This window comes from Halostella sp. PRR32 (genome assembly GCF_034808085.1).
Lineage (GTDB): Archaea > Halobacteriota > Halobacteria > Halobacteriales > Natronoarchaeaceae > Halostella > Halostella pelagica.
On record NZ_JAXHGL010000001.1, the window covers coordinates 66136 to 82055 of the forward strand.

The following is a 15920-nucleotide window of genomic DNA, read 5'->3' on the forward strand; positions in this document are numbered from 1 at the left end:
CGTCATTTCGTATGCACGTGTACCAATGACGGAACTCGTAGCCACGTCCCCGGGGCTGTTCCCGCTCCCGGATTGGGCGAAAGACAGGCTCTCCGACCTGAAAGGCCACCAGAAACACGACCTCATCAGCGGCGACGAGGGCGGTGAGATCGCCGAGACGTACGAACGCGCGCGCTCGGAGGTCGTCGACCTCCAGAACGAGATCGGCCTCGACCTCGTGAGCGAGGGGCAACTTCGCTGGGACGACATGCTCGCGCACCCGCTCGCGGTCCACGACAGCGTGGAGACCCGCGGTATCGTCCGCTACTACGACAACAACAACTTCTACCGCGACCCGGTCGTCACCGACGACCTGACGTTCGACGGCGACATCGCCGCGGAGCTCGACGCGGCCGCCGAGGAGACCGACTCGCTGCAGGCCGTGCTTCCGGGACCGTACTCGCTGGCTGACCTCGCGACGGATGAACACTACGGCGACGAAGCGGAGTTCCTCGACGCAGTCACCGACTTCCTCGTGGGTGAGGCCGAGGCGTTTCCGGACGTCGAGACGCTGTTCCTGCTGGAGCCGTCGCTCGTCGAAAACCCGCCCGAGGACGGGGTCGACGAGCACGCCAGCGAGGCCATCGATGCCGTCGCCAACGCCGTCGACGCGGACGTCGTCGCACACCCCTACTGGGGCGCGCTGGACGAGAAGGTGTACGCGCACCTCCTCGACGCCGACGTGGACGCCGTCGGCTTCGATTTCGTGGCGAACCAGGACGAGAACCTCTACAACATCAACGAGTACGGCGCGACCGACGACGTGGCGCTCGGCCTCGTCAACGGCCAGAACACGCTGATGGAGGACGCTGACGCCGTCCGCGAACGCGTCGAGTGGGTGCAAGAGCAGACCCCTGCCGCGGATTTCGAGAAAGCGTACCTGACGGCGAACACCGAGCTGTTCTATCTGCCGTACTCCGAGTTCGAGCAGAAACTGCGAGCGCTCGCCGAAGCCGCTTCCGCCCAGGAGGTGAAAGCATGACTTCCGAAGCACCGATGGCGCTTCGACGTCATGCTCACACATCAGAGAGGTGTTTCGCATGACCAACGAGAACAGAGACCAGTTCCGACCCGACGATCACCCGAACGACAACTTCATCCTGACGACCGTCGTCGGCAGCTACCCCAAGCCCAAGTGGCTCGACCGCGCCCGCGACCTCTACGACGACGAGGACGCCGACTTCGACGAGGACGCGTGGGAGGAGGCGAAAGACGACGGCTCCCGGCTCATCACGAAGGAACACGAACGCGCCGGACTCGATGTCGTCGTCGACGGCGAGATGCGCCGCAACGAGATGGTCGAGTTCTTCGCCGACCGCATCGAGGGCTACGAGTTCAAAGGCCCCGTCAAGGTGTGGGGCCACAACACGTTCGATAAGCCGAGCGTCGTCGACGACGTGGAGTACGACGAGTCGTGGCTGGTCGACGAGTACGAGTTCACCGCAAACGTCGCGGAGAAGCCGGTAAAGGTGCCGATCACCGGTCCGTACACGCTCGCCTCGTGGTGTTTCAACGAGGCCTACGAGGACGACGCCGCGCTCGCAAACGACCTCGCCGACCTCGTCAACGAGGAGATAGAGAAACTCGTCGACGCCGGCGCTCGTTACATCCAGATAGACGAACCGGCGCTCGCGACGACGCCGGACGACCACGCCATCGTCGGCGACTGTCTGGAGCGCATCGTCGACGACATCCCGGAGGACGTCCGGATCGGACTGCACGTCTGTTACGGCGACTACTTCCGCATCTACCCCGAGATCCTGGAGTTCCCCGTCGACGAGTTCGACCTCGAACTCGCGAACGGCGACTACGAGCAACTCGACGTGTTCACCGATCCCGAGTTCACGGCCGACCTCGCGCTGGGCGTCACAGACGTTCACGTCGCCGAGGTCGAGTCCGTCGAGGAGATCAAGGAAAACATCAAGAAGGGTCTGGAGGTCGTCCCGCCGGAACGGCTCGTCGTCAGCCCGGACTGCGGCCTGAAACTGCTCCCCCGAGAGGTCGCCTACGAGAAGATGGAGAAGATGGTCGAGGCGGCCCGCGAGGTCGAAGCCGAACTCGACGCGGGCGAGATCGATGTCGGTCGCGGCGCGGTTAGCGCGGACGACTGAGCGGACAGTCGCAGGCAGTTGGGCGGTCGACTCACCGACCGCTTCTCACGCACTTTTCTGCAGATAGCGTCGACGACCCCGTTCAGACGATCCCTCGAACCAGCGACCCGAGCACACCGCCGACCAGCGGGATCGCGATGCTCACGTACAGCAGTTGGCCGGTGTCGAGGTAGCCGCCCAGCGTGCCGTGGGAGGCCAGCAAGGCGACGAACGCCAGCCACGCGAGGACGCCGAAGGCGAGGCCGGCGGCGAGCGCGCGGGGGAGAGTCCGCGACGCGAGGCCGACTAACGCCCCGCCAACGACGAAGCCGACCCAGTGGATCTGTGCGACGGCGAGCCCCAGAACCACGCCGAGCGCGAGCGCAGCCGCGCGCTTCCGCGGATCGCTTCGAACCGCAGTCAGCCGGTCGGCGACTGCGCTCATCCGTCCCCCTCCTCGAAGGAGACGGCGAGGTCGCCGTCGACGGAAAGCGTCATTCGGCGGTACTCGCCTTTCGCCCACGCCTGTAACTGGTCGTCGTAGTGGTCCGAGAGGGGGTCTCCCGAGTTGCCGCCCGGCAGGATGCAGCGCGAGTCGCCGTCCATCGGACAGATCATCCGCCAGCTACTGCCGACCGCCGACTCGGCCCGGAAGTTGTTCACCGTCTGCCGGGAGCCGGCAGTGGCGTACTCGGGGTAATTCAGGAACTCGCGGTCGAACGGGTGGGTGACTGCGCCGGTGTGGTTCACGTCGCCGTAGGTGGCGTCTAAGTCGGTGTTCTGGACGACGGCGGCGAGTGCGTCCGCCATCGCGGCCGTCCGTCCCTCGTCGCCGAACCAGGGGTTCTCGTCCGGCAGCGAGGCGACCACCCAGTCCCGCGGGTAGTACTCCTCGCCCAGGTCGGCGGCGTCGAGGACGGGGCCGACTGCCCGCTCGCGGAAGCGGTCGAACCAGCGTGAGAAGAGCAACGCGGCACGCGAGTCGGGAGTCATCCGGTAGTCCCAGGAAAGAAGCGCTGTGACGGCGTCCGACAGGCCGTCCCGCTCGGAAGCGGCCCGGGCCAGTTCCGGCAACAGGTCCGCCGCGCGGCCGTCGCGGGCGTCTCTCTGGAGGTCGGCGATGAAGTCGGTCGTAACGGGGGAGTCAGACGCCGCGCGCCGGTCCAGTCGGTCGTATATCCGCCGGCCCCGGTAGGGGCTGGCGTACTCGACCCCGAGGTAGTGTTCGGGATCGTCGACGACGCGCTGGTTCGCCGTGGCGACGTAGTCCGGGTCGACGGCCGCGGGCTTTTCCTCGAACGGGACGAAGCCATCCCACGACGACTCGCCGAACGGTTCGAACCCCGCCCACTCGCCCTCGCCGGCGGAGCCGTCGAATATCCGGTCGCCGCGGACGACCTCGCCGTCGGTCCGCCGGATGGGGAGCTTCCCGGTCACCTGATACAGCGTCCGGCCGTCGCGGTCGGCGTACACGAGGTTCTGTGTCGGTAGGTCGAACTGGCGGGTCGCCTCGCGCACGTCGTCGACACCCTCGCTGTGACTGTACTCGTGGATGGCGAGCGTGGTACGCGTGGCCGTGTGACCGGTCCAGGCGACGCCGACCCGGTGGCCCTCGCGCTCGATGACGGGACCGTGGACGCTCTTTTTGACCGTCACCTCGCGGTTCTCGCCGTCCGCAACCTCGATCTCGCGCGGTTCGGTCTCGAACTCGCGCTCCTCGCCGCGGTAGCGATACGTCTCGCCGTCCGTCTCGTACTCGTAGAAGTCGACCACGTCAGCGCCGACGTTCGTGAACCCCCACGCGCCGGCCTCGTTCTCGCCGATGACGACGAACGGGACGCCAGGGAACGTTACGCCGCGGACGTCGACGCCGTCACCGCGGAGGTGCATCTCGTGCCACACAGGCGGTGCCATCAGCGAGAGGTGGGGGTCGTTGGCGACGATCGGCGCGCCGCTTTCGGTGTATTCGCCGGAGACGACCCAACTGTTCGATCCGATCCCCGGCGGCGACTCGAACTGCCCGAGCCAGTCGACGAGGTCAGGACCGACCGCGCCACGGGGTGACGCCGCGTCGTCCGTCTGACCGTCGTAGAACCCGCCGGAGGGTGGCCCTCCGAAGCGCTCGGCGCTGTCCCGGAGGATCGGTACGTCGTGGTCGAGGCGCGCCGGGTACAGCGTCTCGGCCGCCTCCGCGCCGAGTTCGCTCGCCGCGGTCGCCACCCGAAGCGTGCGAAAGCTCCCCGTCAACGTCCACGAGATCTGTTTCTCCATCAGCATCGAATCCGCCGGGGACCAGTCGTCAGGTTCGTAGCCGAGCAGGCCGAACTCCATCGGGAGCGGTTCGTTCTCGACGTACGCGTTCACGCCGTCGGCGTACGCCTCGACGACGGGTCCGGTGTCGGTGTCGCTCACGAGGTCCCACGTCGCCTCCGCGGCCCCCGCGAAATCCATCTTCGTGTTGAACTCGTCGGAGTCGACCGCCGCCTCGCCGACGACGGCCGACACCTCTCCCCGCATGACGCGGCGCTGTAGATCCATCTGGAACAGCCGGTCGGCCGCCGCGGCGTAGCCCGCCGCGAAGTACAGCGCGCGCTCGTCGTCGGCGGTGACGTGTGGGACGCCCCGGTCGTCGTAACGGAGTTCCGCCGGACCGTGGGGGCTCTCGACGGTGCCGTTCAGGTCGTCAGTCGCCTGCCGCCACGCCGCCCCCGAAAACGGCGCGAAGCGTTCGAGATATCCTCTGACCGGCGACAGCGAGCCGGCTGCCACTCCGCCCCCGAGTATCGCACTGAGCAGCGCTCGCCGCGTTCGGTCGGTGTCCATACACTCACATGTGAGTGTGGAGTCATAAATCCGCGGCGTCAACCGGGTTACGCCGGCGCGAGCAGGTACGCGACGAGTGCGACCGGACCGACGTAAAGGACCGCGAGAAACGCGAGCCGTGCACTCGAACGCCACGCGGCGACCGCGAGGTGGACGGCCGGCACGCCCAGCGCGACCGCCACGACGGCGGAGGCGTCCGCGAGTACGTGCGTGTCCGGCGACGCCTCGACGACGACGTACGCCGTCGTAAAGGAGAGAACGGCCCCGAGGACGTAGTCCGCGGCCGCGTCGCGGTCGGCGAGGACGGCGAGGAGACCGACGGCGACGGCGGATCCGAACGTGACGCCGAGCAGGGTGCCCGGGACCGGGTCCCCGTGGCCGGCGTGGAGGGGAACGAACGGAACTGTCATCGAGTGACCGGAGGGACGCCGCGGTGGTAAAGCGCTCGAAGACGAGTCGGCGGGACTGCCGCAGTCGGCGGCTTCCCTTGCGACGACGGCGTCGTACTTTGAAGGCCGTCACCGTCGTACTGTCGGCCCATGAAGGCGGTGCGAACCGGGGCGGCGAGGGATCGATACCCATGACAGCGGGCGGGGGCGTCCTCCGCAACCAGATCCGAGGGGTAACCGGCGCGCTGGTCGTCTCGGGGGTGACGATACTGCTCACCGTCGAGATGTGGTGGCTCGCCAGGCAGCGACCGGCGTCGAACATGATCGCTTACGCCGTCATCGGTCTCGGCGTCGTGCTGTTCATCACGCGGAGCAGCGGGTTCCGCGTCGAGGAGGAGGACGAGAACAATCCGGAGTACGATCCCGTCCGCCTGACAGTCAACTTCGCGGAACTCGTGTTGCAGAGCGTGGTCGCCGCTGTGGTCGTCCTGTTCGTCTACGGCGTCATCGACGCGTCGTCGTCGCTGCACGTGGTCGCACGGACGGCGCTGTTGCAGGTCGTTCCGCTCGGCTTCGGGGCCGCGCTGGCGAACCGACTCCTCCACGAGGCCGAGGACGGGGACGACGACAGCGCCGAGGAGCGGACGCTCCACGAGAACGTCGCCGTCTTCGCCGCCGGCGCTATCTTCTTCTCCCTGCCGCTGGGCGCGAGCATCGAGATGAACATCCTCGCGGCGAACGCCGATTGGCCGCGAATGGCGGCCATCATCGCGTTGTCCCTGCTCATCACCTACCTGATCCTGTACGAACTGGAGTTCCGAGGCCAGTCACGGCGTCGGTCCGAGGAGCGAGAGCGCCGCGAGATGATCATTCAGGCCGGCCAGACCTGCATCGTCTACGCCGTCGGCGTCGGCGTCTCCGCGCTGTTGCTCTGGGGGTTCGGCTACCTCACGTTCACGCTCGCCGTGAACGTCCAGAAGGTCGTCGTCCTCTCCTTCCCCACGACCGTCGGCGGCGCGGCCGCCAGGGTGATACTGTGAGTTCCTTCTCCGGCGACGACAAGCCGTCGACCGTCGAGTGGGCGGTGATGGGCGTCAGCGTCGCGGTGACGCTGTTCCTGTTCGCCTACGTCGCGTGGCACGCCGCGGTGACGCCGACCGACGCGACGCCGGAAGCGACGGTGGAGGGGACCGAGATGCTGACGGACGGTCGCGTCGCCGTGACGGTGGCGGTGCGGAACCCGTCGAGCGAGGGCCTGAAGTCGGTCACCGTCTCGGCCGACTGCTCGAACGAGTCGATCAGGTTCACGCACGTCCCGATCGACGACCGACAGCGCGGCACGGTGGTCTGTCCGGCCGGGACGGAAGACCCGACGGCGACGGTCCGGGACTGGGTCGAGGCGTAGGCGTGCGGCGGGGCGGCGCTCGGGGCCGTCGCTACCGGGCGAGAGAAAACGGAGAGAATCGGGGTCGGTTACTCGTACAGCCAGCCTTCGTCGATGCGCTCGTAATCGACCAGTTCTTCGTCGTCGAAGTAGAGGCCGATCTCGCGCTCGTTCGCGCCGGGGTCCTCGTGGTCCGCGGCGTGGACGACGTTGCGACCCAGGTCGAGGGCGTAGTCGCCGCGGATAGTTCCGGGCGCGGCCTCGGCGGGGTCGGTGTCACCGATGATCTGTCGGACCTGTCGGGTCGCGTCCTGCCCTTCCCACACCATGGGGACGACGGGGCCGGACGTGATGAAGTCCGTCAGGTCGTCGAAAAAGGGCTTGTCGGTGTGTTCCGCGTAGTGGTCCTCGGCCTGCTCCTGACTCATCTGGATGAACTTCGCGCCGACCAGCTTCAGGCCGCGCTCCTCCAGACGGGAGACGATTTCGCCCACGAGTCCGCGCTGGACCGCGTCGGGCTTGGCCATTACGAAGGTACGCTCGCGTTCGCTCATTCTTCGGTCTCCTCGGATTCAGCTTCCTCAGCTTCCTCGGCTTCTTCGGTCCCTTCGGACTCCTCTTCGGCTTCCTCGGCCTCGTCGGACTCCTCAGGTTCGGCGGTCTCGTCGACCGCCTCGGTTTCGTCAGCCGACTCGTCGACGACCTGGTCCTCGCTGCTCTCGTCAGCGGCGGGCGCCTGCTCGGCCTGGGACGCGCGTCGCGCGGCCTGGCTGCGAGCCTCAGCCGTCCACTCGGTGTCGCGCGGTTCGCGGCCGAGGTCGGCGTTTTTCTCGCACTTGCTGGAGCAGTAGTGGATGGTCGTACCGTCGGTCTGGACGAACATCGTTCCCGTGCCGGGCTCGATGTCCGCTCCGCAGTAGTCGCATTCTCTAGTCTGCGGCATCGTTACTGCCCCCCGATCGAGTCGGCCTCGCGGGCTGTTTCGCGGAGCTGGAGAACGTCGCCCTCGCGGACGGGGCCGAGGCAGTTCCGGGTGATGATTCGGCCCTGGTTCTCGCCTTCCCGGATACGGCATTTGACCTGCATGGCCTCGCCGTGCATTCCGGTCTTGCCCACGATCTCGATAACCTCTGCGGGCGTGGACGTGGATCCGTCTTCTGTCTCTTCAGCACTCATTGGTTATCGCCTCAGCGAAGGTCCTCGACTTTGTCGGAGATGTCCTCGACGTCGTCGTCCGCCTCGCCGGCGTCGACGATCGCGGCGGCGGCGCTGCCGACTTCGAGGCCGGCGGCGTGGCCGACGTCGTCCTGATTGTCGATCAGGACGAAGGAGATGCCTTTCTCGTCCGCGAGCTCCGGAAGGTGCATGACGATCTCCTCCGGCTGGACGTCTTCGGCGACGTAGACGAGCTCGGCGTTGCCTCGCTCGACCGCCTTCGTTGTTTCGTTCGTTCCTTTCTTCACCGAACCTGTGTCTCGGGCGACCTCTAGAGCCTCGATGGCGTCGTCCTGGAGGTCAGCCGGGACGTCGAAATCTGCGTATACTGGCATTGTTAGTCACCTCCTGCGCGTGGGCTCGCGCTCCCCTGCCGTCGCCGACCCGCGTCGGCATGTCGGAAACCGCTGGGGAGATTCCCGACGGCCGTCGGAACCCGACGGCGAGAATCCTATGTGGCTAGGAGCATCATCAACCCCGCGCAGGCTGTAAAGGCGAATAGCGCACCACCCCATAAAAGCGCTTTCAAACGACCGGGGGCGTGTGAGTTATCGACACGAACGCCAAGTAACCTGATCGTTGCACTGTGACCGCAAGCGGAAAACCCCTTAGGCCCGGATGTGAACGGTCGAGTATGAACGCGGTTTCGCTCTCCCGGTCGCTCCGCTCGGAGGCTCGCCACGCCGACGAGCGGCGGCTACTGGTCGTGACCGGCGGGCGGGACGCCTGCTACGCAACGATCGAACGTGTGCTCGACGACCTGGACATTCCGATAGCGGCGACGACACTGGTCGGGCCGGACGACCGGTTGCAGTGCGAACACCTGCAGCCGAACCGTGCGGGGGACCTGCTCGGACAGACCCGGGAGGCAGTCGCCGTCGACGTTCACGAGGAGCTCCGCCCCAACGTCGTGGGTCGGGTCGTCGGCGCTGTCGACGGCGGCGGCCTGTTCGTCCTGCTCGCCCCGCCGCTCTCAGAGTGGCCAGAGATCCGGGACGGGTTCGACGAGAGTCTCGCCGTCCCGCCGTTCGACGGAGACGACGTGACCGGCTACTTCCGACGGCGGTTCGTTCGAACGCTGCGCGAACACCCCGGGATCGCTATCTACGACGCAGACGCCGGGAGCGTCGAACGTGACGGTCTGACCCGTCCAGCGCCGCGGCTGCCTGCGGACCCCGTCGCCGTGCCGGACGACCGTCAGTTTCCGCGGGCGGCGTACGAAGCCTGCCTGACGGCGGACCAGGCCGAAGCGGTTCACGACTTCGAGCGACTACGGGACTCGAATCAGGCGGTGGTCGCCGAGGCGGACCGCGGCCGCGGGAAATCAAGCGCCGCGGGGCTGGCGGCCGGGGCGCTGGCGCTCGAAGGGGACGACGTTCTGATAACCGCCCGGCAGTACCGGAGCGCCCGCGAGGCGTTCCTGCGGGCGCGGGAATTGCTCGACGCTAACGGCGCGTTGCTCGACGGCGAGGGCGGAGGGGCCGCAGGCGGGGACAATCCCCAGCGGCTTCGCGTCGCTGACGGCGGCGTCGTCCGCTTCGCCCGGGCCGTCGACGCAGCCGAACTTCCCGGGGACCCGGGCGTGGTGTTCGTCGACGAGGCGGCGGCGCTGCCGGTCCGACTCCTCGAAGCCTTCCTCGCCGCCGACCGCGTTGCCTTCACGACCACAGTTCACGGCTACGAGGGGGCCGGACGGGGATTCTCGGTCCGCTTTCGCGACCGCCTCGCTGAAAGCGACCACGCGGTAACGGACGTGCGACTCGACGACCCGATCCGGTACGCGGGCGGCGACCCCGTCGAAATCTGGGCGTTTCGGGCGCTCATGCTCGACGCCCGGCCTCCCGTCGACGAACTGATCGCGGACGCGACGCCGGACACCGTGACGTACCGGGCGGTCGACGCCGAGGAACTGCTGGCCGACGAGCATCTGCTCCGGGAGGCGTTCGGCCTGCTCGTTCTGGCGCACTACCGGACCGAACCGAACGACCTCGCGCGGTTGCTTGATGCCCCGAACCTCTCGGTGCGGGCGCTCCGTCACGACGGCCACGTCGTCAGCGTCGCGCTGCTCGCCCGCGAGGGCGACCTACCACCGGGACTCCGACGCGAGATGTACGACGGCGCGCGCGTCAAGGGAAACATGGTGCCGGACATACTCACCAGCCAACTCCGCGACGAGGAAGCCGGGGACCCCGTCGGTCTCCGGGTAGTGCGGATAGCGACCCACCACGCCGTTCGGTCCCGAGAGTTGGGCTCGCACCTGCTCGATGCGGTCCGCGGAGAGTTCGACGGACTCGACTATCTGAGCGTCGGCTACGGCGCGACCCCGGGACTCGTCGACTTCTGGCGCGAGAACGGGTTCTGCGCAGTCCATCTCTCGACGACCCGAAACGACGAAAGCGGCGAGTACTCCGCGGTGATGCTCGATCCCCGCTCCACCGCCGGACGGGAGCTGTATGACCGACACGGGGAGTGGTTCGCCGGCCGTATCGCCGGCGTCCTCTCGGACGCGCTTACCGACGCGGATCCCGACGTGGTGCGGGCGGTCCTGCGGACTGTCGACGTGACGCCGCCGCTTTCCCTGTCGCCGTACGAGTGGCGGGTCGTCGTCAGCGCAGCCTTCGGTCCCGGCCTGTTCAGCGTCTCGCCCGCGCCGTTTCGTCGCCTCGCTGTGCGACACCTCGTGGAGCGCTCGGCCGACCTCTCCGCCCGCGAGGAGCGCCTGCTCGTCGCTCGCGTGCTTCAGGCTCGCGACGGGTCGGCCGTCGCGGACTCGCTGGGTTATCCGTCCGAGCGCCAGTGCATGCGCGCTCTCGGCGACGCCTACGAACCGCTCGTGGCGGCCTACGGCGACGAGGCGGCGCTCGCCGAACGCGATCGCTTCGCCGGGGCGAGAGACGGCGGAGCGGAGGACCGCGACAGTGCGGAAGACGGCAACAGTGCGGAGGACAGCGATGGAGCGGGGGACGAGGGCCGAACGGAGGATTGAAAGCGCTGAGGATGCCGGCGGGACGGAGGATCGAAACGGCGCGAACGGGGATGGGGGCGGTACTGAGAACGCGGACGAACCGGGAGAGAGAGGAGACGGCGGGCTGAACCGGCGCGGACTACGGCCGGGACGCCGGCAGACAGAAGTCGGACCGCCGCAAACGAGCAAGTATGGGTACGTGCACCGAATCGGACTGCGACCGTAAGGCCGCCGTGCGCCTCTACGTCCCCTGGGACGAGGACCGGAACGTCTGTGCGTCCCACGCCCGGGTACTCGTTCAGCGGGACGGCGTCGTCGCGATGGCGCTGGACGACGCGGAACTGTAACCGTGGCGCGGGGCTACAGTCGACGCGCCAGCATCACTTCGTCGACGTACCGGCCGTCGACCTTGTAGTGGTCTTCGCGGACGGCCTCGGTTTCCCACTCGTTCGATTCGAGGAAGTCGACCGCGGTTTGGTTCGTCGCCGGGATGCTGTTGTAGATCTTCTCGTAGCCGTTTTCGTCCGCCCAGTCGACGCCCCGGTCCAGCAGGCGGTTTCCGATGCCACGGCCGCGGTACTCGTCCAGAACGCCGACGGTCAACTCCGCGGTGTGGGCGAGTTTCCCGACTTCCGGCACGTCGAGATGGACCCAGCCGACGACGTCGTCGTTGACGGTAGCCACGAAGAAGATACGCGACTCCAGTTCGTTGTGTCGCAGAAGCACCTCCTCGTGGTCGATGACGTCGGCGACGGTTTCGGCCTCGATGTACGTGCCCTCCTCCGCGACGTCCCGGATTGCACCGACGAGGCCGGTCAGGTCCTCCTGTCGTGCCTGCCTGATGGTGCAGTCGACGCCGTCGGCCCGGAACTCCTCCTCGTCGGCGTCCTCGAACGCGATCCGAAGTTCGCCGTCGACCTCCTCGACGACGCCGTCGCGTTTGAGGATGGCGACGTGGTGGCCGAACCCGCGCGGGTCGATATCGAGCGCCTTGCGGAGTCGCTTGGGGTCGATAGACCCGTGTCGCTCGACGTGGTCGTAGATCCTGCTCCGGTCCTCGTGGCCGAATTCGAACTCGCCAGTCAACTCCATGACTATCGATAGCATACGCCATTCCTTAGTTGTTATCACGAGGGGGAGTTCCGACCGGCCGCACGCGTTCGAGCGACGAACGAACCGATATCTCAGCCGGATAACAGGCAGCCAGCCGCCGATTGGCGGGCCCCGGACGGACTGTCGTAAGCCTATCTCCGGACAGCGACGAAACGAATAGGCGCGTACCGGTACACAGTTACGACAGTCCGTATCAGTCCGGCACGCCCGTCAGGACGTGCGCCACGTCGACCACGTTGTGCGTGTCGATGAGCGCCTCGGCGGCCGTTCGAACGGTAACGTTGGCCTCTATCTCGACACCGTAGCAGGCGGCGTACAGTTCGAGCCACTCGTTCATCGTCCGCTGGAGGCGGGCGAACTCGTCGCTGTCGAATCGGACGGCCCGACCGCCGGTCCGGCATTCGAGATACAGCGCAACGGTCGGCCCGAACCCCTCCCGCAAGTAGGTCAGCGCTCGCTCCTCGTCGGGCGGGTTCGCCGGCGGGTCGAACGCCGCGCGGGCCCGGTCGGTCCGGTCGGACAGGTCGCGGATCCGGTCGCCGACGCTTTCGGTCATCCCTCGCGGAACTCGACGCCTTTGCCGCCCTGTGGATGTTCCCAGTCCGTGTCGGCGACGATGGCGCAGGTGCCACACTCCACGCACGGCTGAGTGTCGAGACTCACCGCCGTCTTCTCGTCCCCGTTCGTCTTGACGGTCTCCTCGCGGTAACAGCCGCCGCCGAAGTCCTTCGCGCTCACGGGACAGGCCGACACCGCCGCGCCGCTTGCCTCCGCGGAGTTATCGAGTAGTTCGATGTGGGGGTTTCCGACGTCCGTATTGTACGTCAGGTCGCCGATGCGGTCCGCCAGGTCCGGCGTCTCTATCGTCCGCTCGGCGGTGACTCGGGTGCCCAGTTCCTCAGCGATGACCGTTGGCATGGTCACGTACGGCGTCCGCGTGTCGGGTGCCAGCATCGAGAGGAACGGCGACGAGTAGAGGTTTTCGAGGCGGTCACCCAGCACTCGGACGCCGAATCGACCGACCGCGGAGCGCAACACGCCGTCGGCGATGCTCGTGGCGAGATCGTTCTCTCCGACTGCGCTCGCCAACTCGTACCGGGTTGGGCGTAGCTTGTCCATCACGCCCTCCCGGTCGAGTTTCGTAGCGTAGCGCTCCCCGGCCAGGTCGGTGTCCCCACGCGAGCGCGCTTCGACGTACGCCTCGGCGGCGAGCGCACCCGCAGTCACCGCGTGGTTCATCCCCTTGATGATCGGTCCCTGCGCCTGCATCTGGCCGCCCGCGTCGCCGACCAGAACGAGGCGGTCCTTGTGGGGAGACTCGTGGGCGACCTTCTTCGAGTCCGGCACCAGTTTCGCCGAGTACTCCAGTTCCTCGTAGTCCTCGCCGATCCAGTCGTCCAGCAGAGGGTGCGTGAGCAGGCTGTCGAGCAGTTCGTGTGGTTCGGCCTCCTCAGCGACAAGACTGTCGAGGTGGAACACCGTTCCGACGGAGAGCGTGTCCTCGTTGGTGTAGACGAACCCGCCGCCGCGAACGCCCTCGAACAGGTCCCCCGAGAAGAGGTGTGCCGCGCCCTCGTCGGGGCCGAGGTCGAACCGCTCGTCGACGTCCGGCACGTCGACGACGGCCTTGACGCCCTGGAACCACTCGTCCGGTTCCTCCCAACTCATCAGACCGGCGTCCCGTGCGAGTTCGGAGTTGACACCGTCCGCGGCGACGATCAGGTCCGCGCGAATCGGGTCGAGTTCGTCGCAGGTGACGCCGACTATCTCCCCATTCTCCCGGAGGAGGCCGTTCACGTGGACTTCCGTCAGCAGACCGCCGCCGGTTTCGCGGGTCTTCTCGTGGACGCGGTCCGCGAGCCACGAGTCCATCTTCCGGCGGAGGACGGCGTCGGACCACTCGGTGTCGTGCTCGTGGAGGTCGGTGATGTCGAACGTCTTCACCTTCTCTCCCGCGACGTTGTGGATGTAGTAGTCCGTGACAGGGCGCTCGGCCGCCTGCTCTCGGAACCCGGGGAACAGGTCGTCTATTGTGTACGGCGCGGACTCCTCGGCGTATATGAGGCCCCCGCTGACGTTTTTCGACCCGGCGTCGACGCCGCGTTCGAGCACTAGCGTCTCGACATCGTGTTTCGCGAGCGTCGCCGCCGCCGCGGCCCCGCCCGGCCCCGCACCGACAACGACCGCTTCGTAATGTTCGTGATCAGTCATCGTTTTCACCTCCAGTACCGTCAGCAACCGCCTTCGCGAACTCGCCGCGTTCGACAGCCTCGGTCAGTCGGGGCAACACCTCGAACAGGTCGCCCTCGATGAAGTAGTCCGAGAAGTTGCGGATGTCCGCGTCGGTATCCGTGTTTATCGTAACGATCGTGTCGGACTCGTCCATCCCGACCTTGTGCTGGACCGCGCCGGAGATCCCGGCGGCGATGTACACGTCGGGTTCGACGACCTGTCCGGTCTCGCCGATCTGGCGCTCCTCGGCGCTGTACTGTTCGACGTGACCCTCGAACTCGTACGACGAGGTGACGATCCCTCGCGTGATGCCGAGGTCAGCGTCGTCGAACGCGTCGACGAGGTCGAGACCGAGTTCCATGCCGCGCGTGGGGTCGTCACCGATACCGCGACCCAGCGCAACGATGACATCGCGGCCGGTCAGGTCGACGCCCTCGTCCAACTGGTCGTATTCTGTTACGTCGACGCGGAACCACTCGTCGTCCAGTTCCATCTCGTGTTCGACTATCTCCCCCTCGCGGTCGTGGTCCGGTTCCGGGAGGTCGAAGCTTCCCGGGATCACGGACGCTCCCTGCGGGTGGAAATCTCGGTTCGGCTTGTCGATACAGAGGATAGTCGAGTACTCGAAGCCGGAGAAGTCCGGACGCTTCATGTGTAACACCCGTTCGAACTCCTTCTTGTCGCTGGTACCGCCGGTTTTCGCCGGGTTGGAGATCATCTCGTTTTCGATATACAGTCCCGAGCAGTCGCTCGCGAGGCCGGAGTCGAGTTCCCCCTGAACCAGTGCAGACAGGTCCCGACCGTTGTTCGTCGCCGGGAAAATCGTGTAGCGGGGTTCGTGGTACTCCTTCCAGTCGACGTCTTCGCGACCCTCCGCGGCCAGCGGCCCGCCGGCGCGGGCCATGTCGCACATGATCTCCGTGTAGGGTTTGTGCCGGAACCGTTCGAGTCGGTCGTCCTCGTGATAGACGACCATATCCGCGCCGTAGGCGATGACGTCTTCGACGTGCTTGCTCGCGTCGGCCCCGACGAGGACGGCGATCACCTTCTCGTCCTCGCCGGAAGACGTACCGTCTTCCGAGCTACCGTACTCGTCGTTGTAGTCGTCCATCAGGGTGCGAGCCTTCCCCAGCATCTCCTTCGAGACGTCTATCAGTTCGCCCGCCTGCGTCTCGCAGTACACCCACATGTCGCGGTAGTCGCCGCCGACCGTTCCCTCGACCCACTGCTTGTCGTTCGTCGGGTGGTCGAGTTCCGGGTACTTCTCCTCCGGGGGTTTGAACACCTCCGGTTCGCCGTCCTCTTCCTCGCTCCCTTCGACGGAGTCGATGCGGTTTTCTATCTGCGAGATGGCCGACGAGCGCTCTTTCCCCTCCGTCTCGCGTTCGAGGATATCGCGCAACACGTCGGCGTCGTCGACGTCTCGCACCATGTTGGCGATGTCGGCGACCGTCATTTCGGAGAGGTCGACCGTCTCGGGGTCTATCTCCCCGTCCTCGTCGTCTTCGACCTTCTCGATGCGGTCCTCGATGAGGGTCTTGACCGGCGCGCGGTCCTCGCCCTCCGCTTCGAGTTCGAGCATCTCCCGGAGTTCGTCCGGGTCGTCGACGTCTTTGATCTCCGGTCCGATTTCGGCTATCTCGTGTTCGGTAGGATCGAATTCAACCATC

The 15920-nt window shown here is 66.8% G+C and carries 17 protein-coding genes; 6 read left to right on the forward strand and 11 right to left on the reverse strand.

Annotation, left to right across the window (positions count from 1 at the left end; translation table 11 throughout):
* Positions 1–25: 25 nt before the first annotated feature.
* Complete coding sequence (locus SM753_RS00425) at positions 26–1021, forward strand: 5-methyltetrahydropteroyltriglutamate--homocysteine methyltransferase (RefSeq protein WP_323190138.1); 996 nt, start codon at positions 26–28, stop codon at positions 1019–1021.
* Between the two features lie 58 nt (positions 1022–1079).
* Entirely contained in the window at positions 1080–2150 is a 1071-nt protein-coding gene (locus tag SM753_RS00430) for a methionine synthase (RefSeq protein WP_135534121.1), read from the forward strand.
* An 82-nt stretch (positions 2151–2232) separates the two neighbouring features.
* Here SM753_RS00430 and SM753_RS00435 read toward each other — a convergent pair whose 3' ends face one another.
* Genes SM753_RS00435 through SM753_RS00445 form a run of 3 tightly spaced genes read right to left on the reverse strand, consistent with a single transcriptional unit; the run spans position 2233 to position 5362 of the window.
* A complete protein-coding gene (locus tag SM753_RS00435) occupies positions 2233–2574 on the reverse strand; it encodes a hypothetical protein (RefSeq protein ID WP_138797442.1) in 342 nt (113 codons plus the stop codon).
* Complete coding sequence (locus tag SM753_RS00440; RefSeq protein ID WP_323190139.1) at positions 2571–4952, reverse strand: penicillin acylase family protein; 2382 nt, start codon at positions 4950–4952, stop codon at positions 2571–2573. The genes SM753_RS00435 and SM753_RS00440 overlap by 4 nt, the downstream gene beginning before the upstream one ends.
* A gap of 47 nt (positions 4953–4999) precedes the next feature.
* Positions 5000–5362 (reverse strand): hypothetical protein, encoded by a 363-nt coding sequence (locus SM753_RS00445; protein ID WP_323190140.1) that lies wholly within the window; start codon positions 5360–5362, stop codon positions 5000–5002.
* A 98-nt stretch (positions 5363–5460) separates the two neighbouring features.
* Between SM753_RS00445 and SM753_RS00450 the strand changes: the two genes are divergently transcribed.
* On the forward strand, positions 5461–6381 hold the full coding sequence (locus tag SM753_RS00450) for a DUF2391 family protein (RefSeq protein ID WP_323190141.1): 921 nt from the start codon (positions 5461–5463) through the stop codon (positions 6379–6381).
* On the forward strand, positions 6378–6746 hold the full coding sequence (locus SM753_RS00455) for a hypothetical protein (RefSeq protein ID WP_323190142.1): 369 nt from the start codon (positions 6378–6380) through the stop codon (positions 6744–6746). The genes SM753_RS00450 and SM753_RS00455 overlap by 4 nt, the downstream gene beginning before the upstream one ends.
* A 68-nt stretch (positions 6747–6814) precedes the next feature.
* Here SM753_RS00455 and ndk read toward each other — a convergent pair whose 3' ends face one another.
* Genes ndk through rpl7ae form a run of 4 tightly spaced genes read right to left on the reverse strand, consistent with a single transcriptional unit; the run spans position 6815 to position 8275 of the window.
* Complete coding sequence (ndk, locus tag SM753_RS00460) at positions 6815–7279, reverse strand: nucleoside-diphosphate kinase (protein ID WP_135534125.1); 465 nt, start codon at positions 7277–7279, stop codon at positions 6815–6817.
* On the reverse strand, positions 7276–7668 hold the full coding sequence (locus tag SM753_RS00465; RefSeq protein ID WP_138797447.1) for a 50S ribosomal protein L24e: 393 nt from the start codon (positions 7666–7668) through the stop codon (positions 7276–7278). The genes ndk and SM753_RS00465 overlap by 4 nt, the downstream gene beginning before the upstream one ends.
* Positions 7669–7670: 2 nt before the next feature.
* On the reverse strand, positions 7671–7901 hold the full coding sequence (locus SM753_RS00470; protein ID WP_121819202.1) for a 30S ribosomal protein S28e: 231 nt from the start codon (positions 7899–7901) through the stop codon (positions 7671–7673).
* Positions 7902–7912: 11 nt separating this feature from the next.
* Complete coding sequence (rpl7ae, locus tag SM753_RS00475) at positions 7913–8275, reverse strand: 50S ribosomal protein L7Ae (RefSeq protein ID WP_135534127.1); 363 nt, start codon at positions 8273–8275, stop codon at positions 7913–7915.
* Positions 8276–8574: 299 nt separating this feature from the next.
* Between rpl7ae and tmcA the strand changes: the two genes are divergently transcribed.
* Positions 8575–10926, forward strand: a complete 2352-nt coding sequence (gene tmcA / locus SM753_RS00480) for a tRNA(Met) cytidine acetyltransferase TmcA (RefSeq protein WP_323190143.1) — start codon at positions 8575–8577, stop codon at positions 10924–10926.
* Positions 10927–11096: 170 nt separating this feature from the next.
* Positions 11097–11252 carry a hypothetical protein gene (locus tag SM753_RS00485; RefSeq protein ID WP_168192957.1) on the forward strand — a complete coding sequence of 52 codons (156 nt, stop codon included), beginning with the start codon at positions 11097–11099 and terminating at the stop codon, positions 11250–11252.
* A gap of 13 nt (positions 11253–11265) precedes the next feature.
* Here SM753_RS00485 and SM753_RS00490 read toward each other — a convergent pair whose 3' ends face one another.
* The 4 genes from SM753_RS00490 to SM753_RS00505 form a co-directional block, all read right to left on the reverse strand.
* Complete coding sequence (locus SM753_RS00490) at positions 11266–11997, reverse strand: bifunctional helix-turn-helix transcriptional regulator/GNAT family N-acetyltransferase (RefSeq protein WP_323190144.1); 732 nt, start codon at positions 11995–11997, stop codon at positions 11266–11268.
* Between the two features lie 214 nt (positions 11998–12211).
* Positions 12212–12574, reverse strand: coding sequence for a hypothetical protein (locus tag SM753_RS00495; RefSeq protein ID WP_323190145.1), 363 nt, complete (start codon positions 12572–12574; stop codon positions 12212–12214).
* Complete coding sequence (locus tag SM753_RS00500) at positions 12571–14229, reverse strand: FAD-dependent monooxygenase (RefSeq protein ID WP_135534131.1); 1659 nt, start codon at positions 14227–14229, stop codon at positions 12571–12573. The genes SM753_RS00495 and SM753_RS00500 overlap by 4 nt, the downstream gene beginning before the upstream one ends.
* Complete coding sequence (locus SM753_RS00505) at positions 14222–15919, reverse strand: electron transfer flavoprotein subunit alpha/FixB family protein (protein WP_323190146.1); 1698 nt, start codon at positions 15917–15919, stop codon at positions 14222–14224. Before SM753_RS00505 ends, SM753_RS00500 begins: the two co-directional genes overlap by 8 nt.
* Position 15920 lies beyond the last annotated feature (1 nt).